Origin of the sequence: Neobacillus sp. 114 (assembly GCF_030127045.1) — a bacterium.
Lineage (GTDB): Bacteria > Bacillota > Bacilli > Bacillales > Cytobacillaceae > Neobacillus > Neobacillus rhizophilus.
In genome coordinates this window covers 1,149,896-1,171,973 of the sequence record NZ_CP126144.1, presented here as the reverse complement: position 1 = coordinate 1,171,973, position 22,078 = coordinate 1,149,896, and the positions used below count along the sequence as shown (strand labels likewise).

Genomic DNA, 22,078 nt, shown 5'->3' with positions numbered 1-22,078 from the left:
TGGTTCCTTCCTTGAGGGTGTGATGCATTCCGGTCGTAATTTATAAATACGATTGTACCATAAGGAAGTGCCATATCATACATATGCAAACTGCCAGAAACATTTTTCAATCAAACGTTTGATTAGTTTTTATAGACGCATCTTGAACTTTTTTTAGGGCATGAATTCCCACTGCAATAAATCCTATTCCTGTAAAAATAGATCCGATAACCTCTATAAGTGATTGGTGATGAACAAACACACTAGCAAGGGCGAAAATAATGGTGCCTGCCAATAGAAGATAGCCTGAGTATGCAGGCAGTACCTTTCCGCGAATAATGGAAATTCCCAACAAAATCATCCCTAACACGAATAACAATGGACCGAAAGTATAGATTGGCTGTGTGGCAGGTGTGTTGAATACCTTACTGAAATCCCCCGCCGAAGCTTGGGCAATTTCCACAAAGACAACGGCAGTGACTATAATGTTTCCTACCACTCCTAAAATCATGGCTAAACCGAGAAAGCCATTTCTTTCTGCCTGAAAAGCGAAAATGCCCAAAAAGGTAAATACCAAAAGAGCGTGTGCTGCAAAAACCAATAGATTTCCTAATACCGTTCCATATTCTCCCGAACCATAATTTAATAGGTGCGCAATGATAAGAAGAATACCTGCTAATATACCGGTCAAGTTTAACAAACGAACACTCGTATTGTTCAATTGATTCTACTCCCTTTTTTAAGGTTAAAAGTAAAATGAAATAGCGGAAAATCTGTCTGATATTATATGGACAAGGATGAGGGGAACTAGACGACGTACCTTTGATAATAGACGGTATGAAGACCCTGCTCCACCTCCTTCAACCGTGACGTTACTAATAGGCTAATTATCTTACTATTCAAAATATAAGACTCCTTACAATTTTTGTAAAGCTGAATTTATCGCTCGGTAAAATTGACAAAAAATTTACAATTCCTCAAAACAGGATTAATAAATTTTGCCTATACTGAATTTAACAAGGTCAGATTTTAAAGGAGTTGATAGAATGCTTGATTTCTTGATTCGGCTTGTTATTTTGATACCAATTTGTACCTTGCTCTAGCATCCAAGCTATTCACCATAGCACCTCACTCTTCCCTCTATATCGCAAATCCCTTAATTAACTCGAACACAAACAATAAGTGAACAGCCCCAGTCGCTGTCCGCTTTTTTGTTAAAATCTTAATGGCGTTCTAGAAGTACACAGTTCGATTCCTTCCAGCTTTTTAACCGACAAATAAAATTCCAATCCCGATTTCACAATGTCCAATTTTGTCCGCGGCCCGATCGTTATTTTGCGGACCAGCAGTTTGTCCTCGCCTGTTTTTGCATTGTGGTCCACCACTGGTACTTTAATAAAAGGAATAAAAGCACCTCTCGATACCCGAAAATGGATATGCTCGTCAGATTTTGGGATGAAAATAAATCTGAATTCTTCTTCGGAGGAAAAAGCGGGATGCTTTATAAAACAGCCAAGTGTCCCAAAGGTGAAAAGGAGCGCTCTGGAAAAACTCTCTTCTGATAGATTAGCCGCCCTCACCAATTGAAGAAGTCTTTTAATCACTTCTTTCACAATTTGCCTTTGTTTTTTCTCATCATAAACCACTTTTCCGACAAAGGTAATTTGTGAATTAAACGATTGTCCAAAAAATTTTGGGCCGTCAATTCCGATATTACAGCCCTCATCCGCCCCGTAATTATTCCATAATGGCAGCGAATCGGGGTTTTCGGTTAAGGAAAAGGCGAAGATATTTAAGTCCTTATAATAGCTCTCGGTGGAGGCAAATTCCTTGTATAAGTGAATAAAGGTCTCTTTTTCTTTGCTGTCCTCAACCTCGCCAATGATGGCTTGAACAACTTCAGTCACATAGGCAATCTCTTTGTAATCATTCATAAAATCCACTCGGGTAATCCAAAAGCATTTTTCCCGGTCAAGAATATTATTTAATGCTTCCATGGACGTATAATGGTACAGCATTGGGCCTTTCATGATCTTGTCCAGATTGTCAAAAATATGCTCTCTGAAATATTCCGCCATTTTCTGGCTGAAATAATCTAAAATGACTTGTCCCATGGCTGCTCCTCCTCCAGTTTTTTCTTTTATTATGCTAATTATTGGAGAGAACATTTCCTTTTGGGCAAACTTTTTGAAAAACTAAGCACGGCTGGAAACCACGCTTAGTTTTTGGTACTTTGAAACCGCTCCTAAAAGTGAACTCCTTCATTATTTTGAAGCGCCTTTTGTAAGTAACGGAGCTCTTTTTGGATACTCAGGAATGATTCGATTCCAGGAGTCGGTTTTAGGGGCGGTGTTTTTTTCAAATGGGCCGCAATCGCCATCGTTTCACACGCTAAGAGCAGCTGGGCAAGTTCATCATCAGCCAGAATCGGACGGCTGCTTAGTTTAGCAGCATTCTCCAGCAGATAACCTAGATGTTCAATAGAATGGACCACCGGCCAGTAATAATCCAATACATTACGATTGACTGGTATCTCGCCTGAAGCAGTATTATACAGGATTTTTAAATTCAAAATGTTTGTTCTCATTTTCTTTAACTCTGTGCTATTTCTAGCATTAAACCCCTTTCCTTGGTCAGAGAAAAGTACAAATAAAAATTGCGACTGACTGCGAATGGTTTTGCTGATTAAGTGAGGAAGGCGGCTTGAGGCGGACCTCCTCCCGACCAGCCATACTCCTATTAAACCAATGATACTGCCGATTAAAACATCCATCATTCTTGCGGAGGCAAAATAGGCAAAGCTAAAGCTCCCGTGGCTTGTGCTTTCTGCCATGAGTAACGCATTAGGGGTGAAAAATAATGCCGCTAACGCATAATTTTTCACGATATACAGCTCAGTAATGAACGTAAACAGTAAAACTAATAAAGCGATTATGTATCCATCAGGATGAATCGAAAGAATCAAGCTGGCAATCAGAATCCCAAGTAATGTACCTATTCCTCTTTGAATGGCACGATGGAACGTGGCGACAATGGAGTAGCCTGACATGACGGCCACGCAGGACAACGGGACCCAAAAGGAACGGGCAAATCCGACCTCAAACGCGAAGATAGCAGCAATGATTGTGATGATCCCAAACCTCAAAGCAGCAATAAAAATAATCGAGTTTTTATCAAAGGCACCGCCAAAAACAGTCTTAAGTGGCAACTTTGAGAATTCAACCTCTTGATTGATTTTGGAAGTGGGTTCATTCATTACTGCATCTGCATCATAAATCAATTTAAATAAATGAGCGACCGAAGCATCCATCTCTTCAGGCTGTAAAATGACTTCGGAAGCAGAGTCACTTTTATTTTTTTTGCCTAACGAGTTTGCTATTTTTCGGACAGACTGCGCAGCTTCTGGCGGTAGTGGTGCTCGGTGTTCTGGAAAATCTTCAAGTAAATAAGTAAAAATATTATGAGCCGAATTGTTTAATACATATAAACGTTTGAAATAGTTCGTTTGCCTGATAGGCGTTTGCCCTGATGCCAATGTTTCGTCCGCATCCATTAAGGCTGACATGACACGGTGCCGCGACTCGTGGAATCGGTCTGTCCCTACTGAATCAAGCAATGCTGCGAGCTCTAACAGGCCCCTTTTAACTACTCCTGTTTCAGGTCCATGGGGATCAGAAAACCAGCCAAGCATAGCCAAAATCCACGATAGACTCCCGCCCAGGAAGACTAAGCCTGCTCTTAATGGAGCAAGCTCCGGTGCTTGGGGCATTCCTGTTACCATTGAAAAAACGAGGACCAGGAAGATGGCAGCAGGCCCCGCAATCCTTAATGCTCCGAAAATAAAGATTGCGGCAGCTCCGATGATTCCCATAAAAATCGCTACCATAATGGGATAAGGGGCCACCAGTGTACCTAACGCGGTAAGGGAAGTGAGGGTAATGACAATCCAAAAAATCTTTTTCGCTCTTTGAGCGTATGGAACATTAAACACATATAGATATGTAAATCCGCCCAATCCGGCAATTAATCCATATTCCAGGTTGCCAAATAACAAGCCAATCAAAATCGGCAGTGCTGCGGCCAGTCCTGCAGTAAAGGCCTTTAGCCACGGAAATGGCTTCCTATTGACTGTCAAAGCTTGTTTTAATATAGATGGTGATTTCTCCATACCGACCACTTCTTTCTAAAACTTAAGTCACAAAATACATTTTAAACCAAATATTTTTTCAAGGAGGATATAATGCTTATATTATCGGAATAGAAAAGCCTAAATCACAGGATGATTTAGGCTTTTTTATTATTTCCTATATTGCTCCGCAGTAACCGAGTAATGGATTGACCTAATTAGGCTGAATTCCCTTTTATTAACGAAACTATTTTTACAAACATTCCAATGAAAACATAAAGAATCCCGTTGCCGACGATCATTAAACCAATAAAAGCTGCGCCAATGGCTCCGCCCTCACCTGTCCCGCCTGCACTATGGTCCATCTTCACAAATAGTGCCCCGATTAAAAAGGCAATGATAGGGCCAAGAATACCGATAATAATCCCGGACCAAAAAAAGTGCAATTTTTTATTATTATGAAAAGAAATAGCTCCCCAGTTGAATAGCGTGAGCAGCAGCAAGATCAACAGCCAAATTACCGCATCCATTTAAACACCTCCGTTAGTCTCCTCATAGTTTTCGGCTTTTCCCACCCGACTTGATGACAATATTCACACCGTTTGCGTCTCCGCTATCAATATGACTTTTCATTTTTGAGACATCAATATCAGCCTCAATCTTCACTCGCTTACTTTCCTTGCCGCCAAGCCTTACTGTGTAAGGAGCATTAACGTTCATCAGGGTTAAGAATTCGTCCTCATATGTATCGTAAAATTCAATGGTAAAGCCGACGGGCTTGCTGCTGTAGTTTTCAAATGGAAGTACACATTCGCCGTGCAATGTTTTTTCGTCCGCCATTTCAAAATGGCACCTGGCTTCATTGTGATTGTAGGAAATCGCATAAATGCCCGTTGCAAAGTATTTCTGAATGGAACTGGCCAAATACGTTGGGATAAAACTTACCGCCAAAAAAGCAATGACTATGAATCTCGTTTTAAATCTTTCCAATGATTTCGATAGAAAATAAAGGCTCAGGATAAATAAAACAAATAGAGAAATGCCAAAATAATGCAAACCATTTGCGGACCTTACAGGAATATTTAACTTTGCTGCCAGGGTCTCGCCAAGGGGGCTTGCATTCGGGAAAGGAAGGTTCAAAATGATTACGGCTAAATATAGAATAATAGAAATTGATAAGGACTTTTTATCCTTGATCAAAGGGACCACTCTTTTCTATAAGTTCTTACCTTAAGTTTACCATCAACTCTTACATTTTTGGAAAAATTTGATAATCCTATTTTTAATTTAGAACATTATGGTTTGTTTAGTTGGTTTAATTGGATATTCTATAAACCTTTAAGGCTAAACTAATCATAAAAAGTTCAAAAGGAGTTTTGAAAATGTCAACAAACCTATATGCAAAAGAAAACACTCAAAATCTTACTAAATTAAAGGATTTAGCACCAGAACAATTAAAAGCTTTTAACGATTTTAATGTTGAAGTATTTAAAGAAGGTGCTCTTACTGTTAAAGAGAAAGAAATCGTTGCTGTGGCTATTGCTCATATTACACAGTGTCCGTATTGCATTGATGCTCATACTAGGAAGGCAAAAAGCGCAGGGGCGTCATTAGAAGAATTAGTTGAAGCTGCATTTGTTGCCGCGGCTGTGGAAGCAGGTGGTGCGGTCACTCATAGTACACATGTACATAATGCAAAAAATGTAGATGCATCAGACGTTCTTTATGCCCGTTCCAATTTGAAAAATTTAAGCAAGCTTGGTAAATTTGCTCATGTAGGATTCAGAGGCTATACAGCGTTTAGTGCAGCCGCCACTAAAGAAGGCAAACTCTCCGCTAAATTTAAAGAAATAATCGCAACTGCTTCTGGGATAGCCAGTCAATGTCCATATTGCATTGACGTACATACGAAAAAAGCCGAACAACTCGGTGCAACAAGTGAGGAACTTGCAGAAGCTATTATGGTTGCTTCCGCATTACGCGCTGGCGGTTCCTATGTACACATGGCTAATATGATTCAAAGTTATCAAGACTGAGGTTGTTATATTATTTCCTTCAAAAAACAGGAAATTATACGAATATCCTGAGAGATAATGACCTCATAAGGGTACTAAGCGACATCAGTCAGCGATATTATGGAAGCTAATTCCAAGCAACTCCGACATAAAAAACGGCCTAGAATGCTAAGCCGTTTTTTTCCTATTATTTTATTTGCGATGTGCCCAATGCTCAGGGGTCTTTAATGCGGCCGGCAATTTCGTGTAACGGTCGCATTTTGCTGCGTTCACTTGTGCCTGCGTAAGAAAGATACTCCCTGAAAGATTTGCCCCACATAAGTCTGCGTCCCTTAAATCAGCGCCGATAAAGTCGACTGTTCTCAGGTCCGCTTCCCGGAGGTCCGCCGCAATCAGCAAAGCACCCCTTAAATTTGCTCCCCTCAGGTCGGCACCTCTTAGCTTTGCCCCAATCAGGTCACTGCCTTTGCGGATTTTGTTTATATTTTTTCCAGGTAAAATCTTTGCCCGGACTAGTTCACTGGTACGCAAAAACAACTTATTAACCCTTGCCCGGTGTGATGGAACATCTAGATTCAAGATTTCCTTTGGTGTTAAATTAGTCAGGTTTTCTGTTTCTTCAAAAGCTCCAAGGAGTTCATGATGAATTGCTTTCGTTTCTTCATAACTCATTGCCTCATTTAAGTAATAAAGCATTTCGTGAAGTTGCTGCATGATTGGAAACACGTTAAACATTTCCTTTGCAGACTCGGAGTTCTCCCGCCAATCTCTTCCTCCATATGTATTTTGAGAAACCTTTTGGCCGGCCCCAAAGCATTCATAGGCGGAACAGCCGCGAAACCCTTTATCTCTAAGATTTTGATGGATCTTGCAGCGGAAATCAGATTGCAGGTTCTTGCAAGGAGTTCCACTATCTTTATCAAACGCAAAATCGGCCGACTTGGCATAAGGCAGCGCCACACAGCACAAAGCAAAACAATTTTCACAGTCGGCCTTTAAATTTTTGAAAATAACATCCTGATTAGGCAATCCTTACACGTCCTTTTAAAATAAAAAAATACTATTTCCAATTCGATTATTTATTCGAAAATTCCTTTGTCAATTAGTAAAAAATATTTAAAACAGCAAAACCCTGCCAGCTTTTAGCAGGGTAATTAGTATTTTACCGCTCGTGGACCTTTTCCCCTTGGATCCAAACTTCGCGAATATTTTCCGGCCGGGCGAGATACATGATTTTCTGGAAGATATCATGCAGTTTCTCCTCTGCATCATAGACTGGCAGCCGGGCCGTCTCTATAGTAGTATCAATGATTTGGACATCCCAAGCAAAGTTTTCCTCGATGCGGCCGATTGGCAGGCTTAGGCTATCGCCTCCTCCGGCAGTGGCCAAATAGAATGCTTCATCTATGGTGATACGGGAATTCGGGACACCTCGTTCTTTAGCCGGAAGAGCCGGATTCACTCCATCTTCGAGCATTCTTGAGGACATCACTGCTTGTCTTACATTGTCGAACAAACTTGGCGAGAAACCTCCGGAAATATCCGATCCTAAGCCAATTTCGACCCCTTTTTCCTGAAAGCTGGCGATTGGAATAACGCTGTTGGCGAAGTAAGCATTGGAAATAGGACAATGAGCGATTGCCGTCCCTGTTTCTGCGAATAAACCTGCATCGTCGTCACTTAAAAAATTGCAATGCGCCATAACAGACTTTTCGCGCAACAAGCCGAAATCATTTAAAGCAAAGGCATCGTTTTTACCGAAGCGTTCCTGCACATAACCATGGGCCCAATCGCTTTCACTGCAATGCGACTGGACATGCGCATCATACTTAGCCGCCAATTCTCCTAACCCTTTTAGAGTTTCGTCAGTACAGCTTGGAATAAAGCGCGGGGTCACCACCGGGTAAACCCCTTGTTTCGCCCGCTTTGCCACTTCTTTTACCGCTTGGATAAATTCCTCTGTATCCGCTAAGGCGGTTTTTGTGTCCGAGTCCCGATAATACTCTGGTGTTTGGTCGGGGTTATCCATTACGACTTTCCCGACTAGACCGCGCTGCCCTTTTTCAGCGCATATTTCTGCCAGCAGGATGCTCGCCTCTTTATGTACGGTGGCAAAATAAAGCGCAGTTGTTGTGCCGTTTGCAAGCAAGGTGCTGACGACGTCTTGATATACCTTTTTGGCAAAATCCAAATCCGAAAACTTTGCCTCAATTGGGAAGGTGTATGTATTTAACCAATCATAGAGCGGGATATCTAGCGCCGTTCCAGATTGAGCCCACTGCGGCGCGTGCACGTGCAAATCGACGAAGCCTGGCAGGATGTACTGTCCCTCTGCTAAACGATGAAAATTTGCTTCGTCTTGATATTCTATTAGCAAAGATTGATAGTCGGTGTCGTCTGGGGAGACGACTTTTTCTATTACTCCGGCTGCGTTAATGCAGAACAGATGGTCTTTTTGAATTTGTACTTCTTTTGGGGATTTGCTTGAGAACGCGGTCCCTTGGAAAATTTGCGAATATTTCTTCATGTTAGTCCACCTTTTTATTTATTACATAGATTCAACTGGTTTAGAAACTAGCATAATCATCAAAAAATTGCAAAGAATACATGTAAATATGTATCAAGGGGAACAAGGTGATGAAATTTTTAGGGAATGGGAAAAAGAAATTTGATTTTCCGAGTAAACAATTGAATGAATCGCTCGATACGTTACCGGAAATTCCTCTTGAACCGGAATTAAATAAAAATATCGAAATACTAAAATCAGCCTATAAAGATTGCTCTGATGTGGTATTTCGAGAATTTAGTATCAGCAGCAATATTAATGCTCTTCTTCTTTACATAGATGGTCTATCGAATACTGAAGAGATCGACCAACATGTACTTAAGCCGCTTATTCAGATGAATAGCTATGATCTAGATGCAATATTTGAGAACACAAAAAAGGAAATATCGGTTTCTGATGTCAAAGAAATCTACGCGATTACTGATATTTTTAAACAAATTTCAATTGGAAACCCGATTATTCTGATTGATAAACAAACGAGGGGAATATCGATTGGGCTGCCGAAGTGGGAAAAACGCAGTATTAAGGAGCCAGACGCGGAATCAGTCATTCGTGGCCCTAGGGAAGGTTTTATTGAAACATTAAGAGTAAATACCTCACTTTTACGCAGAAAAATTCGTCATCCGTTATTAAAAATGAAACAAATTGATATTGGCCGCTACACGGAAACACAAGTCATCGTTGCCTATATCGAAGGAGTCGCAGACAGCTTTTTAGTTGATGAGGTTACCAGCAGATTAAAGCGAATAAAGATTGATGGGATTTTAGAAAGTGGATATATCGAGGAAATGATTCAAGATTATCCATTTTCTCCATTTCCGCAAGTTTTAACAACTGAACGGCCGGATGTAGCCTCAGCCAGCCTTTTGGAAGGGCGTGTAGTCATATTGATTGACGGTACCCCTATTACGCTTATTGCTCCTTGTACGTTTGCAAGTCTCCTGCAGGCACCCGAAGATTACTATAATCATTTTTATATCAGTACATTTATCCGCTGGCTGCGCTATTTATTCTTTTTTATCGCTTTACTTGCGCCCTCAGCGTATGTGGCAATTTTAACATTTCATCAAGAAATGCTTCCAACCTCACTGCTCTTAACGATCGCTGAAAGCCGTGAACAAATTCCTTTTCCGGCATTGGTTGAAGCGTTTATCATGGAAATCACGTTTGAGGCACTGAGGGAAGCAGGTGTGAGATTGCCAAAACAAGTGGGAGCTGCTGTTAGTATCGTCGGAGCCCTGGTCATTGGACAGGCCGCGACTGCGGCGGGGCTGGTCTCCTCACCGATGGTCATGGTGGTCGCCATTACAGGAGTCGCATCGTTCTTAATGCCAAGATATGCGACCGGCATCTCGATTCGAATCCTGCGCTTCCCGATCATGATTTTATCAGGTGTGTTAGGCTTATTAGGCGTTATGCTGGGAATTACCGCTATTGTCGCACATTTGTGTACCCTAAAATCATTTGGTGTGCCCTATTTCAATTCGACGGCGCCGCTTAAGATACACAATTTGAAGGATGTCCTTATTCGGGCTCCGTGGTGGGCCATGGATACTCGTCCCGACTTTTTTTCACAAGATACTAGTTACTTAAGGCGTGAGTCCAGTACCCAAAAGCCTGGTCCCAGCAAAGGTGGCGACGGAAGTTGAGTTGTTTGATTCGATCTGTAAAGAAAACTTTTACTTTAATCCTGCTTGTTTGCTTAACCTCCATTTTCCTAACAGGATGCTGGGACCGAGCTGAGGTAAATGATTTAGCACTCATTTTGGCAGCAGGTATAGATAAAGGCAAACAAAACAATATCGAACTCTCAGCTCAAATATTTATTCCAAAGCCTTCACAAAGCGGACAACAATCTGAAATGTCCGCCGGGGGCAGCAGCGGACAGTCTTTTGTGAGATCAGCTGAGGGAGAAACCATTGCGGATGCGATGGCACGACTCCAGGAAGAACTTACGAGAGAAATTTTTTGGGGGCAAAACGAGGTGCTCATTATTGGCGAAAAATTAGCAAAGGAAGGAATAATCGACCAAATTGATTTTTGGATGCGACACTCCGAACCTCGCATCCGTGCTGATGTGTTTGTTTCAAAAGGAAGGTCAAAGACTGTTTTGAAGGCAATGCCTGAATTAGAAAATGACACCTCAAAACAACTTCGCAAAATCGTCAAAACACATATAGGAGTGAAAGTAACGGCGAAGGATTTGTCGCAGATGCTATCAGGTGAATCCGATGCCGCCGTCCTCCCTTGGGTGGAATACCTTGACCCATCAATGATGGATTCAAAAAAGGCCATTCCCATTATCAATGGGGCAGCTATTTTTAAGAAAGGAAAAATGGTCGGAAGATTAGATGATAAAAAAACAAGAGGGATTCTTTGGCCAAGGAATGAGATTAAATCAGGTGTGATTACGATTTCTTTTAAAAACGAAAAAGGCTACATCTCCTTAAAACTATTACAAAGCCATAATGAATTGATCCCTTCTTTAAAAAATGGCAAATGGAGCATGCACATTAAAACAAGTGCAGACATGGAAGTCATTCAAAATACGACAAAACGGAACTTATTCAATCCAAAGGTCATAAAGGAAGCTCAGCAAAAGATTGAATTTGAAATTGAACAAAGAGAACGGTTAGCTTTTTCGGAAGTACAGAAAAAGTTAAATGCAGATATATTTGGGTTTGCTGATGAATTTGAGAGAAAATATCCACAAGAATGGAAACAAAAGAAGTCTAAGTGGAATGACATTTTCCCGCAGGTAGCCGTTACTTTTGACACGAAGGTAACGATCAAAAGAACCGGTTTAGGAACTGAAAAACAATAGAGGTGAAAAACGATGAAGACTGGAGCGATATTAGGGGGAACAGTTATACTTGTGCTTATCTTTTTGTCACAATGGCCTAATTTGAGAAAAAATGAAAGAAAGGTAAAAATAGCTTTTTTTTCGTTAATGGTGGTGAACTGGGTCCTAGCTGTTTTACTAGTCTCCTTTCCAGAAATGCCAGGACCTGGACAATTCATTGATTTCCTTTATAAGCCCTTTAAACCGTTTTGGTAAATAAATAGACTCCTTTTAGAAAAGGAATGAACAAACATGATAGAAAAAGGTAGAATTTCTCACTTAGAACTAGCCCTTATAATGTATGCAATGGTTGTTGCAACAGCCATTCTATACATCCCATATGTAACCGCACAGCATGCAAAACGTGATTTATGGCTGTCACCCATTTGGGGTTCACTGAGCGGCTTTCTTATCGTCTTGATTATTGTCAAGCTTTCAAAGCTTTTTCCAGGGAAAACTCTCATTGAATATTGTGATCTTATTCTTGGCCGGGCCTTTGGAAAGATCATTGCGTTCATTTACTTGTTCTTTTTATTACACGATACGGCAATCGCTTTTAGAGAATACGGTGAGTTCATTGAAAGTGCCTTTTTACATAAAACACCGATGATTTTTGTGACAGCCAGCATTGCCCTTTCCTGCGCAATTGCTGTTCATGGCGGCATTGAAACGATTGGACGATGTGCGATAATTTTTTTGCCAATTGTATTAGCCCTTTATATACTGATTTATGTCTTTCTAATTCCCGATTTGAATGTAAAAAATATTTTACCGATCATGCAAGATGGGGTAATGCCGTCTATCCAAGGTTCTCTTGCACCACATGCCTGGTTAAGTCAATTTTCATTGATGTCGTTTCTGCTTCCGTTTTTAACGAAACAACAAAAGGTCATGAAATGGGGAATGTTTTCGGTCATTGCCAGTGTCTTGACGATGGTTTTCATTAATCTTGGAAATCTTTTTTTATTCGGCGGAATTATCATCAATCTTCAATTTCCAGTGTTTGAGGCAGCCAGGTTCATTAGTATCGGTTCTTTTTTTGAACATGTTGAATCGATAGTAATCGCCATATGGGTACTTGGCGGTTTCGTTCAGTTGTCCGCCTTTTTTTATATGCTCGTTCTTGGTACTTCCCAATGGCTGACATTGCCTAGTTATAAACCATTTGTTTTGCCAATTGGTTTTTTAATTATTCTATTTTCAATCTGGTCCGTCCGGTCGTTTGAGGACATGATTCGGGGGATGGGTACAACCGTCCCTTATTATTTCCTAACGGTTCAGCTGCTGATTCCCATTTTCCTTTTGTGCGTTGCGGTGATACGCAGGAAAAGTGTGAAATCGGGCTTGAGCTAATTTATTACAGAATCTATATGCGACCGAAACGCTCATTTTTTCGAGTGCTGGGGCTCATAGAAAGGCTATATGCGACCGGTTCGCTCATCTTTTCGCGCATTGGGGCACATAGAAAGGCTATATGCGACCGAAACGCTCATTTTTTCGCGCGTTGGGGTACATAGAAAAGCTATATGCGACCGAAACGCTCATTTTTTCGCGCGTTGGGGTACATAGAAAAGCTGTATGCGACCGAAACGCTCATTTTTTCATGTGTTGGGGCGCATAGAAAGGCTATATGCGACCGAAACGCTCATTTTTTCGCGTGTTGGGGCGCATAGAAAGGCTATATGCGACCGAAACGCTCATTTTTTCATGTGTTAGGGCGCATAGAAAGGCTATATGCGACTGAACCGCTCATTTTTTCGCGCGTTGGGGCGCATAGAAAGGCTGTATGCTACCGAACCGCTGATTTTTCCAAGCGTTGGGGCGCATAGAAAGGCTGTATGCGATCGAACTGCTGACTTTTTCGAGTGTAAAGGCGCTTATAGCGAGGCAATAAGTTATTCCTTCTTACTTGAAGCAATTTTTACATTCGGAAAGCAACAATTTTTTAGAAAAGGTCCATCAAAAAGAAAACTGCCCCTTTCGAAAGGCAGTTTTCCATCAAAAACTCACAATTAAAAATCATATTTATCAATATTATCCTTCGTAAACACCACCCGCTCTGGCAATAAGATAATACCACTGCGATCATCGGTATAATCATAGCCCTGAATGGTATTCGGCTCAATCTTCACGTGGCCGATATTCGGCACATCAAACTCGTCGCCAACCTTTAAGTCCTTGCCTTCAACCGTCATCAGGTAGGCCACATATGCAGCCAGTGCACCCTGCTTTTTGACATCCCACAGCCCAAATTGCTTAACCGTGCCGCGCTTCACAAAGTCCCGCATAACGTTTGGTGTCGAGAATCCGGTAATCGCAATTTTGCCTGCTACGCCAAGGTTTTCAGCCGCTTGCGCCATGGCCGGCAGCGCAGTAGCATCCGGACAGATAACAGCGTCGATATCAGGATACGTATTAATGATGTTTTGACCGACAGTCAAGGACTTCTGCGCATCGTTTTCGCCGAATTGGGTCGTTACAATCTCCCAGCCTGGGTGCTCAGCTTTAATTTTTGCCTTGGCAGCTTCAACCCATTGGTTTTGGTCTGTTACCGTCGGGCTAGAGTAAAAGAATGCAACCTTCGCCTTGTCGCCGACCTGATCAGCCGTCATGTCAATTAGCATGCCGCCCAATTGGTCCGGAGTCCCTTGGTTAATATAGAAGGAACGATGTTCTGGGTTGACGTCGGAGTCCCAAGTCAGGATTTTGACGCCGCGTTTTTTCGCACGGTCCAAGGCCTGGTTCAAGCCATCCACAGAGGTCGAAGAAACCATTAGTGCCTTGTAACCCTGGTTAACAAAATTGTTAATGTACTTAACTTGCCCGGCAACAGACGCTTCACTTGGCCCGTCATAGGTCAGCTCCACGCCAAGTTTTTTAGCCATTTCCTTTGCCCCTTCACCGCCGGAGGTAAAGAAGCCGACACCGGTCAATTTAGGGATAAAAGCCAGTTTTACATTCTTTTTATCGGTTTTCCCGCCGCCGTCCCCGCCGGACGACTTCTCCCCGCTGCTATTGCAAGCGGCCAGGACCAGCAGTGCCGATAAAATAATGGTGAACAGTTTCAGATAACCAGATTTTCTCATTACGCTACACTCCTTTTAAGGCTCTTTCACTGCAGCCTTTTTAGTATGAAACTTTTTTAAAAGCCCCCAATTGGTTATACGGAGTAACACGGCAATGATTAACAAAAATCCAATAACCACACTTGTTTCTTGGCTGGTCATACTCATCATCTGTAAGCCATACTGCATCATCCCAATTACAATACTGGCAATTCCTGTACCGACCACTGTTCCTTTGCCCCCTGTAATGCTCGTTCCCCCCAAAACAACCGCCGTAATGACCGGCAGCACAGCTTCCGTTCCAAGGTCTGACCTGGCGGAACTAAAGTAGGATGTCAGAATTAGCCCACTCACACCACCTCCCAAACCGGCTATGATATAAGACCAAATTATGATTGATTTCACTCGAATCCCGCTGTAACGGGCTGACTTAGGATTGATTCCCACCAGAAAAACCTGCCGGCCAAACCTAGTAAGATTTAACATCACCGCAAAGAAAATCATAAATCCAAGGAAAAACAAAATTGGATTCGGCAGCCCGAAAGTTTCACCATTGGCCAATTGTACAAACGCATCCGGAAAGCCGCTGATCCCTTCATATCCGGAAGCACTGCTGCCGCCGGAAATGACCAAAGCAATCCCGGAAAAAAGAAACATCGTCCCAAGCGTCACCACTAATGGCTGGACATTCGTAGTCGCTACGACCGTCCCGTTAACCGCCCCTGCACAGGCACTAATCAAAAGCGCAATCAGCACGGCCAGCCAAACGTTGAGCCCATTCATCCAAAGAACTCCAATAATAATGGAAGTCAGGCCAATCGTGGAACCCACCGAAACATCGATTCCCCCTGTAATAATCACGTAGGTCATCGGAATCGCGGCTAGTCCAATGTAGACATAGTCATTCATGCTAAAAATCAAGTTTGTCAAATTTAAAAAGTCGGGGTTCATCAATCCAAAGAAAATGAGTTCAAGGATGAGAAAAATGACAAGTGCGCCCTCCCATCTAAAGAGTAGCTTCATCGCCCTGACCCCCTCCTTCCGCTTCAGCCGTTTCCTTCTTTTTAAATTGGCTATTCGCTAAAAAGCTTTGGAACCTAGAGTCGCTGATGACAATGACGAGCAATAAAAACCCGGAAATGGCGTTATTCCAGTACGCGGGAATTTTTAAATAGATTAACGAGCTATTGATGGCTGTCAAAAAAATCGCCCCCAGCCCTGCCCCCAGCACCGTCCCGAGACCGCCGTTTAAGCTGACACCGCCTAATACCGCCGCCGCGATGACCTGCAACTCCATTCCGCTGCCGGTTTGGTTCGGTACAAAGCCAATATTTATGACAAAAATCAGCCCGGCAACCGAAGCAGATAGACCTGAAAGTACGAAGGCTAAAACCCTAACCTTGGAAACAGGAATCCCAATCAGCCTTGCCCCATCGGCATTATCACCGACAGCATAGAAGTATCGGCCAAACTTGGTCAGCCTCAAAACCAAATAGGCTGCAATAAGAATCACCAGTCCAACCCAGACGGGCAGCGGCAAACCGATAAAATCTGTCCCAGACAGCTTTTTAAAATAATTCGGAATGTCCTCAATCCACTTTCCGCCTGTTAAAATAATCATGAAACCTCGTAAAATTCCTAAAGTCCCTAATGTCATAATGATAGCGGGAATCCGTAAATAGGCAACTCCGAGGCCATTAAACAGGCCGGCCAGCACGCCAACGGCAAGCACCGCAAGAGCCGAAACCCAGCCCGAAACCCCGCTGGTCAACAGCAGGCCGCAGACCGCCGCTGATAGCCCCATCGTCGACCCGACCGAAACATCTATTTCTCTCGTTAACAGAACGAAGGATTGACCGACCGCCAGGATAAGCAAAATAATCGCGCTCTCCACTAACAAAAGCAAACTTTTCCCTGTTACAAACTTGCTATTCACCATCCCTACAATTGCTATAAACACAACAATCAGAACCACAATCGAGATTTCCCGCTGCTTCATTATTTTGGATAGGAGATTCATAGCGTCTTCAACTCCTTCTGGATCCCGAATGCGGCTGTGGTGATGGAATCGATGGTTAAATCCTCTTTGGCAATCGTCGTCGTCATCCTTCCTTCATGCATGACAAGCACCCGGTCGCTGAGTTGGACGATTTCTTCGGTATCGGAGGAGATGAGAATCACAGCCAAACCCGTGTGCTTCAAGTCGTCGATCATCTTGTAAATATCTCCGCGAGCTCCGGCATCAATGCCTCGTGTCGGTTCATCCAAGATGATAACTTTCGGACCGGTTTCCAGATATTTTGAGAGAACAATTTTTTGCTGATTGCCTCCAGATAGATTGCTGATGAATTGGCTGGGGCCTGTTGTGACGACCTTTAAACTGTTGATGGCTTGAGCGGCGATGTCTTGTTCTTTTTTAAAAGGGATGAATAAACTGCGAAATTTGGGAAGGATGGTGGATGTGATGTTCATTTTTAAGGAGGCAATAGAGAATAGCCCGTGCTGGTGGCGGTCCTCAGGGACATAAACTAAGCCACGGTTAATGCGTTCACGCAAAGAATACTTCTTAATACTTTCCCGGTCTAAAAAAATCTCTCCAGAATTTGATGGCTCAAGGCCAAAGATTGATGTAGCGAGCTCAGTTCTGCCTGCACCGACGACGCCGGCAATTCCTAGAATTTCACCGGGGTATAGGTCAAAGCTGATGTTTTGAAACCGGTAGCCGGATAAATTTTTCACGGAAAGAATTGGTTCGCGATGCTGCCCGGCTGAAGGCTTCGCCTCCGTTCTTTCCAGCTGTGGAGCCAAAACTTCTATTTTTTCCGGCATTAAACCTTCCAGCAATTTCTCATAGGTAAAATCGCGGACTGGCCCTTTGGCCGAGATGACTCCATCCCGCAGGACAGCAACGGTATCAGCCAGTTCAAAAACCTCGGTAAGTCGGTGGGTAATATAAAACACGCCAAGGCCTTCGCTTGTTAATTTTTTGATGGTGGAAAAGAGAGAATTGATTTCACTAAAGGTTAGGGTGGAGGTTGGTTCGTCTAGAATCAGAATCTTGGCATTTCGGATTAACCCTCTAAGCAGTTCAACCAGCTGCTGCTCCGCAATCGATAGGCTAAGGCCTCTGCGGTTTAAATCCAAATTCCAGCCTAGGACGGAGAGATAATGCTGAATCCGCCTCGCGCATTCGGCTTTATTCTCATGCAAACCAATGGTTACGTTTTCGCGAATCGTCATATTGGGGAAGATTAGTGGTTCCTGTGGGACTAGATAGATTCCATGTTTGTGGGCATCGGATGGCTGGTGAAACAATACTTCGCTGCCCTCCACCACCATTTGCCCCTGATCGGGTCGATATAATCCCGTTATGATTTTCATTAAGGTTGATTTACCAGCACCGTTTCCGCCAACAATCGCAAAGACTTCTCCCTTATAAAGGGTCAAATCTACACCCTTTAATACGGGGCTCCCTGCAAATTGCTTGTATATTTGCCGGATATGAAGCAGCTGGTCATCCATTCCAATCACCCGCCTTGTCCGGTTATTACACTAGTAATCTAACATTTTTTTATGACGGCAACTTTTGTATCAGCTCATTAAAACGCTTACAACCCAAATATTAAATGACAAAATACCCAGAGTCAATACGCTAATTTGAAATTATCTAAATTTTTAGAAATTAATTGACATTCCATTTTCAGCCCCCTATACTCAGTATCAGAGTGAACATTTGTTACGTGAATGATTTTTTGTTGAAAGGTTGAGGAACATGACGAACAATGATGCGTTCACTGTAAACCTCCTCGTAAAGGTCGCCTGGTTTTATTACAAGGATAATCTCACCCAGACCGAAATCGCAGAACGGCTCCAATTATCAAGAAACAAAGTTGTTCGTTTGCTCGAGCGCGCCCGTGCCGAAAATATCGTGCAATTTCATATCCAAGGTCACGGTGTCCACTGTCTGGAAATTGAACGTGATCTAGTCTCCGCCTTTAAGCTGCAGCAAGCCTTTATCATTCCTACTCCTACTCAAAACCTTAGTCGTTCACTGTCAAAAGCAGCCGCACAGTACCTGGAAAACAGTATTTCAAATAATGATTTGATAGGATTCGGATGGGGTGAGGCAGTATCGAGAACCATCGAATCTTTGTCAATCGATCCTACCATCGAGGTGTCTATGGTCACTCTGACTGGCGGTGTTAACTACTATTTTCACAAGCGAGATTACTCCATGGAAGGCGGCCTCGATAAATTCAAAGGCGGCATTTATGTCATTCCGGCGCCGTTTCTCGCCTCCTCGGAGAGAATGGCGAAAAATATGTTATCAGAACCTTCGGTGGAAAATATACTTGATTTGGCAAGTTTGTGCCATCACGCCGTCGTCGGGATTGGCGGTTTGTCCTCCGATTCGACGATCATCAAAGAAGAAAAGATGACCCTTAACGAGCTGCTTTATATTAAAAATCAAAATGCTGTCGGCGATATTCTGGGCCAATTTTTTGATGCTAATGGTGAGCTGCTGGAATTGCCGCACCACAACCGGTTAATCGGCACCCATCTTCATACATTGAAAAAATTAAAGAATGTCATTGGCGTGGCCGGCGGTCCGCATAAAGTGGAGGCCATCTTTGGTTCGTTGAAAGGAGGTTACATCGATACCCTGATTACCGATGAAGTAACTGCTGCTTCACTACTGAAAAAGGAGGCTGCTTTTTAAATGGAGTATATCCTGGTTTTTGATGCCGGCACTGGCAGTGTGAGAGCTGTTCTTTTTGACAAAGCGGGTAAGCAGGTGGCCGTCTCGCAATACGAATGGACGCATTTAGAAGACCCGCGCTATCCGGGCTCGATGGATTTTGATGTAAACCGAAATTGGGAGATCATCCAAACCTGCATCTCCGGAGTGTTGGAGCGGTCCGGCGTTCCTCCAAGCAGCATTAAAGCGATTAGTGCCACAAGCATGCGTGAGGGATTTGTCCTTTACGACGAAAATGGAAAAGAAATCTGGGCATGCGCCAACGTCGATGCCCGGGCCATGGCAGAAGCCAAAGAGCTTAAAAACGGCGACCCCTTGCTTGAGAAACGATTCTATGAATTATCCGGACAAACATTTGCCCTTGGAGCCCTCCCCCGTCTGCTCTGGATTAAAAACAACCAACCGGAAATCTATGAAAAAATCGCCTACCTAACCATGATCAATGATTGGATACTCTTTAAACTCACCAACAAACTTCAAGTAGACCCCTCTAACGGCTGTACCACCGGACTTTTTGATTTAAACAATCGTACTTGGACACCAGCCATTGCCGAAGCCTGTCAGCTTAAAAACAACATCTTCCCTCCCGTAAACGAAGCAGGAATTCTACTCGGAACCATTCCCGAATCTATCGCTCATTCTACTGGACTAGCAAAAGGCACGCCCGTTTTTAGCGGCGGTGGTGACGCCCAGCTTGCATCTGTTGGCGTTGGCGCCATTGGTGACGGCCAGACCTTTATTTGCGGCGGCAGCTTCTGGCAGCAGGAAATCAACATCAAAGAAGCGATGATTGACCCTGACTGCCGAATCCGTGTGAATTGTCACGCTGTCCCGGATTTATGGCAAATTGAAACAATTGCCTTCTTCCCCGGACTTGTCATGCGGTGGTTCCGCGATGCTTTTTGTGAACTGGAAAAAATGGAAGCCGCGCAAACGGGACGCGATGCCTATGAAATTTTAGAAGAAAAGGCTAAGGACGTTCCAGTTGGTTCTAACGGCATTATTCCGATTTTCTCAGACGTCATGGATTATATTTCATGGCGGCACGCAGCCCCCTCCTTCCTTAATCTCACTATTGATCCCAACAAAACCGGTAAAAAAGAAATGTTTAAATCGATACAGGAAAACGCATGCCTCGTGACCTATGGCAATCTGAAGATTGTCGAGGAAGTCACTGGCCATTACCCGTCTGAAGCTATCTTTGCCGGCGGCGCTTCTAAGGGTAAGCTTTGGAGCCAAACGCTGGCGGATGTTCTTGGCATTCCTGTTAGGATTCCTGTCGAAAAAGAAGCTGCAGCCCTTGGAACTGCTATTATGGCTGGGTTGGGGGCTGGGTTGTATCCTGACTTGGAAACGGCTATTTCTGAGCTGGTGGGGTGGGAGCGGGTCCACTATCCTAACATGGATAACCATAGGCGGTATCTATTACTTTATGAAAATTGGCGGGCCGTTTATGCCGAGCAGCTGCGATTAGCCGATTTGGGAAAAACCAACCACATGTGGATGGCACCCGGGTTGAGCGTTTAATTTTTGAAAGGGGGTGAAACGGCAATGTTTCACGTGAACGAAGAAAATCTGGAATACCGTTATGGCACCCACGGGCCGAAGTACTTACGAAAAGGACCAAATGTCGATATTGGCGTGGTGTTGTTAAAACCGGGCGATGACCATGAAAATCACTACCATACCACCTGCGAAGAAATCTTCTATATCCTTGAAGGGGAAATGGATATTTATATAGACGGCGAACCTGTCCACGTAAAACCGGGCGATATGCTGCAGGTGCGGCCATTCGAAACCCATTATCTTAAAAATACTTCCTTGGTTGATTTTAAAGCGGTGTTTATTAAATCACCGCATATTCAGGAGAGGGATACGGTCATTGTAGAAAATCCAAGGATAAAGGAGTGATTTTTGAAATGAATTGGGGATTTAAAAATAGAATGAGTCAGATTTTCCCGGGTGGCAAAGCGGTCATGCTGGCGATTGACCACGGCTATTTCCTCGGCCCTATTCACGGCTTGGAAAAACCGGGGGAAACTGTGAGCAGCCTGCTACCGCATACGGATTCGTTATTTGTGACGAGGGGGACACTCGATTCCTGCATCCCTGCCGATGTCAATAAACCGATGCTGCTGCGGGTATCTGGCGGTCCGAGTGTGCTGAGCGACCTTTCCAATGAGACGATTGTGACGCCGATTAAGGAAGCAATTCGTCATAATGTGGTTGGTGTTGGGGTCTCGATGTTTATCGGGTCTAAATATGAAACCCAAACGGTGGCGAATTTGGCGAATGTCGTTACCGAGGCCCACGAGTATGGGATTCCGGTGTTGGCGATTACCGCCGTCGGCCACGAACTGGAGAAGCGGGACGCGCGGTTTTTGGGGTTGGCTTCCCGGATTGCCGCCGAAATGGGAGCGGATATTGTTAAAACCTACTATTGTGAGGGATTTGAAAAAGTCACGGGAACCTGTCCGGTGCCGATTGTCATTGCCGGCGGACCTAAATTGGAGACCATTAAGGATGCGCTGGAGCTTACCTTTAATGCGATGAATCAGGGTGCGGCCGGTGTGGATATGGGACGCAATATCTGGCAATCGGAGTATCCGGAAGCGATGATTCAGGCGATTAACGGGATTGTGCATAAGGGACTGAAGGTTGGTGAGGCGCTAGAGTTATATGGGCAGTTGACTGGGGTGAAGGTGGGGTAAAATTGTTGCATTTAT

At 43.5% G+C, this 22,078-nt stretch carries 19 protein-coding genes; 8 read left to right on the top strand and 11 right to left on the bottom strand.

The window, feature by feature from the left end:
* Window positions 1-106: 106 nt before the first annotated feature.
* From QNN06_RS05725 to QNN06_RS05705, 5 genes are all read right to left on the bottom strand, one after another.
* On the bottom strand, window positions 107-700 hold the full coding sequence (locus QNN06_RS05725) for a hypothetical protein (RefSeq protein WP_284037221.1): 594 nt from the start codon (window positions 698-700) through the stop codon (window positions 107-109).
* 493 nt (window positions 701-1,193) lie between these two features.
* A complete protein-coding gene (locus QNN06_RS05720) occupies window positions 1,194-2,093 on the bottom strand; it encodes a DUF2971 domain-containing protein (RefSeq protein WP_284037220.1) in 900 nt (299 codons plus the stop codon).
* Window positions 2,094-2,224: 131 nt separating this feature from the next.
* Entirely contained in the window at window positions 2,225-4,147 is a 1,923-nt protein-coding gene (locus tag QNN06_RS05715; RefSeq protein WP_284037219.1) for an FUSC family protein, read from the bottom strand.
* Window positions 4,148-4,323: 176 nt separating this feature from the next.
* Window positions 4,324-4,635: an ABC transporter permease gene (locus QNN06_RS05710; RefSeq protein ID WP_284037218.1), complete on the bottom strand. Its 312-nt coding sequence runs from the start codon at window positions 4,633-4,635 to the stop codon at window positions 4,324-4,326.
* A gap of 22 nt (window positions 4,636-4,657) precedes the next feature.
* Window positions 4,658-5,305 carry a hypothetical protein gene (locus QNN06_RS05705; RefSeq protein WP_284037217.1) on the bottom strand — a complete coding sequence of 216 codons (648 nt, stop codon included), beginning with the start codon at window positions 5,303-5,305 and terminating at the stop codon, window positions 4,658-4,660.
* A 182-nt stretch (window positions 5,306-5,487) separates the two neighbouring features.
* Between QNN06_RS05705 and QNN06_RS05700 the strand changes: the two genes are divergently transcribed.
* The gene (locus tag QNN06_RS05700) at window positions 5,488-6,141 is read left to right on the top strand and encodes a carboxymuconolactone decarboxylase family protein (protein ID WP_284037216.1); all 654 of its coding nucleotides are present in this window, start codon (window positions 5,488-5,490) and stop codon (window positions 6,139-6,141) included.
* Between the two features lie 171 nt (window positions 6,142-6,312).
* Here QNN06_RS05700 and QNN06_RS05695 read toward each other — a convergent pair whose 3' ends face one another.
* Window positions 6,313-7,149 (bottom strand): pentapeptide repeat-containing protein, encoded by an 837-nt coding sequence (locus QNN06_RS05695; protein ID WP_284037215.1) that lies wholly within the window; start codon window positions 7,147-7,149, stop codon window positions 6,313-6,315.
* A 133-nt stretch (window positions 7,150-7,282) separates the two neighbouring features.
* Entirely contained in the window at window positions 7,283-8,647 is a 1,365-nt protein-coding gene (gene guaD / locus QNN06_RS05690; protein ID WP_284037214.1) for a guanine deaminase, read from the bottom strand.
* 110 nt (window positions 8,648-8,757) lie between these two features.
* Between guaD and QNN06_RS05685 the strand changes: the two genes are divergently transcribed.
* The 3 genes from QNN06_RS05685 to QNN06_RS05675 all read left to right on the top strand — a co-directional run bounded on the left by QNN06_RS05685 (window position 8,758) and on the right by QNN06_RS05675 (window position 12,881).
* Window positions 8,758-10,335: a spore germination protein gene (locus QNN06_RS05685; RefSeq protein WP_284037213.1), complete on the top strand. Its 1,578-nt coding sequence runs from the start codon at window positions 8,758-8,760 to the stop codon at window positions 10,333-10,335.
* A complete protein-coding gene (locus QNN06_RS05680; protein WP_284037212.1) occupies window positions 10,332-11,510 on the top strand; it encodes a Ger(x)C family spore germination protein in 1,179 nt (392 codons plus the stop codon). The genes QNN06_RS05685 and QNN06_RS05680 overlap by 4 nt, the downstream gene beginning before the upstream one ends.
* Before the next feature lie 270 nt (window positions 11,511-11,780).
* Window positions 11,781-12,881, top strand: a complete 1,101-nt coding sequence (locus QNN06_RS05675) for a GerAB/ArcD/ProY family transporter (RefSeq protein WP_284037211.1) — start codon at window positions 11,781-11,783, stop codon at window positions 12,879-12,881.
* A gap of 659 nt (window positions 12,882-13,540) precedes the next feature.
* On the opposite strand, the gene lsrB is transcribed toward QNN06_RS05675, so the two are convergent.
* The 4 genes from lsrB to QNN06_RS05655 are packed head-to-tail and all read right to left on the bottom strand — an operon-like array spanning window position 13,541 to window position 18,115.
* Window positions 13,541-14,614 (bottom strand): autoinducer 2 ABC transporter substrate-binding protein LsrB, encoded by a 1,074-nt coding sequence (lsrB, locus tag QNN06_RS05670; protein ID WP_217035031.1) that lies wholly within the window; start codon window positions 14,612-14,614, stop codon window positions 13,541-13,543.
* A 15-nt stretch (window positions 14,615-14,629) separates the two neighbouring features.
* Window positions 14,630-15,616, bottom strand: coding sequence for an ABC transporter permease (locus QNN06_RS05665; protein WP_284037210.1), 987 nt, complete (start codon window positions 15,614-15,616; stop codon window positions 14,630-14,632).
* Entirely contained in the window at window positions 15,600-16,613 is a 1,014-nt protein-coding gene (locus QNN06_RS05660; RefSeq protein WP_284037209.1) for an ABC transporter permease subunit, read from the bottom strand. Before QNN06_RS05660 ends, QNN06_RS05665 begins: the two co-directional genes overlap by 17 nt.
* Window positions 16,610-18,115: a sugar ABC transporter ATP-binding protein gene (locus QNN06_RS05655; RefSeq protein ID WP_284037208.1), complete on the bottom strand. Its 1,506-nt coding sequence runs from the start codon at window positions 18,113-18,115 to the stop codon at window positions 16,610-16,612. Before QNN06_RS05655 ends, QNN06_RS05660 begins: the two co-directional genes overlap by 4 nt.
* Before the next feature lie 250 nt (window positions 18,116-18,365).
* On the opposite strand from QNN06_RS05655, the gene QNN06_RS05650 reads away from it, so the two are divergent.
* The 4 genes from QNN06_RS05650 to lsrF are packed head-to-tail and all read left to right on the top strand — an operon-like array spanning window position 18,366 to window position 22,063.
* Entirely contained in the window at window positions 18,366-19,313 is a 948-nt protein-coding gene (locus QNN06_RS05650; RefSeq protein WP_284037207.1) for a sugar-binding transcriptional regulator, read from the top strand.
* Window positions 19,314-20,879 carry an autoinducer-2 kinase gene (gene lsrK / locus QNN06_RS05645; protein WP_284037206.1) on the top strand — a complete coding sequence of 522 codons (1,566 nt, stop codon included), beginning with the start codon at window positions 19,314-19,316 and terminating at the stop codon, window positions 20,877-20,879. It abuts the gene before it with no gap.
* 24 nt (window positions 20,880-20,903) lie between these two features.
* Window positions 20,904-21,263 (top strand): cupin domain-containing protein, encoded by a 360-nt coding sequence (locus tag QNN06_RS05640; protein ID WP_284037205.1) that lies wholly within the window; start codon window positions 20,904-20,906, stop codon window positions 21,261-21,263.
* A gap of 8 nt (window positions 21,264-21,271) precedes the next feature.
* Window positions 21,272-22,063 (top strand): 3-hydroxy-5-phosphonooxypentane-2,4-dione thiolase, encoded by a 792-nt coding sequence (gene lsrF / locus QNN06_RS05635; RefSeq protein ID WP_284037204.1) that lies wholly within the window; start codon window positions 21,272-21,274, stop codon window positions 22,061-22,063.
* The last annotated feature ends 15 nt before the right edge of the window (window positions 22,064-22,078 follow it).

Bases quoted from the DNA above. Each gene is read 5' to 3' on its own strand.
- QNN06_RS05720 (WP_284037220.1), bottom strand. From the start codon at position 2,093: ATGGGACAAGTCATTTTAGATTATTTCAGCCAGAAAATGGCGGAATAT.
- QNN06_RS05715 (WP_284037219.1), bottom strand. From the start codon at position 4,147: ATGGAGAAATCACCATCTATATTAAAACAAGCTTTGACAGTCAATAGG.
- QNN06_RS05710 (WP_284037218.1), bottom strand. From the start codon at position 4,635: ATGGATGCGGTAATTTGGCTGTTGATCTTGCTGCTGCTCACGCTATTC.
- QNN06_RS05700 (WP_284037216.1), top strand. From the start codon at position 5,488: ATGTCAACAAACCTATATGCAAAAGAAAACACTCAAAATCTTACTAAA.
- guaD (WP_284037214.1), bottom strand. From the start codon at position 8,647: ATGAAGAAATATTCGCAAATTTTCCAAGGGACCGCGTTCTCAAGCAAA.
- QNN06_RS05685 (WP_284037213.1), top strand. From the start codon at position 8,758: ATGAAATTTTTAGGGAATGGGAAAAAGAAATTTGATTTTCCGAGTAAA.
- QNN06_RS05675 (WP_284037211.1), top strand. From the start codon at position 11,781: ATGATAGAAAAAGGTAGAATTTCTCACTTAGAACTAGCCCTTATAATG.
- lsrB (WP_217035031.1), bottom strand. From the start codon at position 14,614: ATGAGAAAATCTGGTTATCTGAAACTGTTCACCATTATTTTATCGGCA.
- QNN06_RS05665 (WP_284037210.1), bottom strand. From the start codon at position 15,616: ATGAAGCTACTCTTTAGATGGGAGGGCGCACTTGTCATTTTTCTCATC.
- QNN06_RS05660 (WP_284037209.1), bottom strand. From the start codon at position 16,613: ATGAATCTCCTATCCAAAATAATGAAGCAGCGGGAAATCTCGATTGTG.
- QNN06_RS05655 (WP_284037208.1), bottom strand. From the start codon at position 18,115: ATGGATGACCAGCTGCTTCATATCCGGCAAATATACAAGCAATTTGCA.
- QNN06_RS05650 (WP_284037207.1), top strand. From the start codon at position 18,366: ATGACGAACAATGATGCGTTCACTGTAAACCTCCTCGTAAAGGTCGCC.
- lsrK (WP_284037206.1), top strand. From the start codon at position 19,314: ATGGAGTATATCCTGGTTTTTGATGCCGGCACTGGCAGTGTGAGAGCT.
- QNN06_RS05640 (WP_284037205.1), top strand. From the start codon at position 20,904: ATGTTTCACGTGAACGAAGAAAATCTGGAATACCGTTATGGCACCCAC.
- lsrF (WP_284037204.1), top strand. From the start codon at position 21,272: ATGAATTGGGGATTTAAAAATAGAATGAGTCAGATTTTCCCGGGTGGC.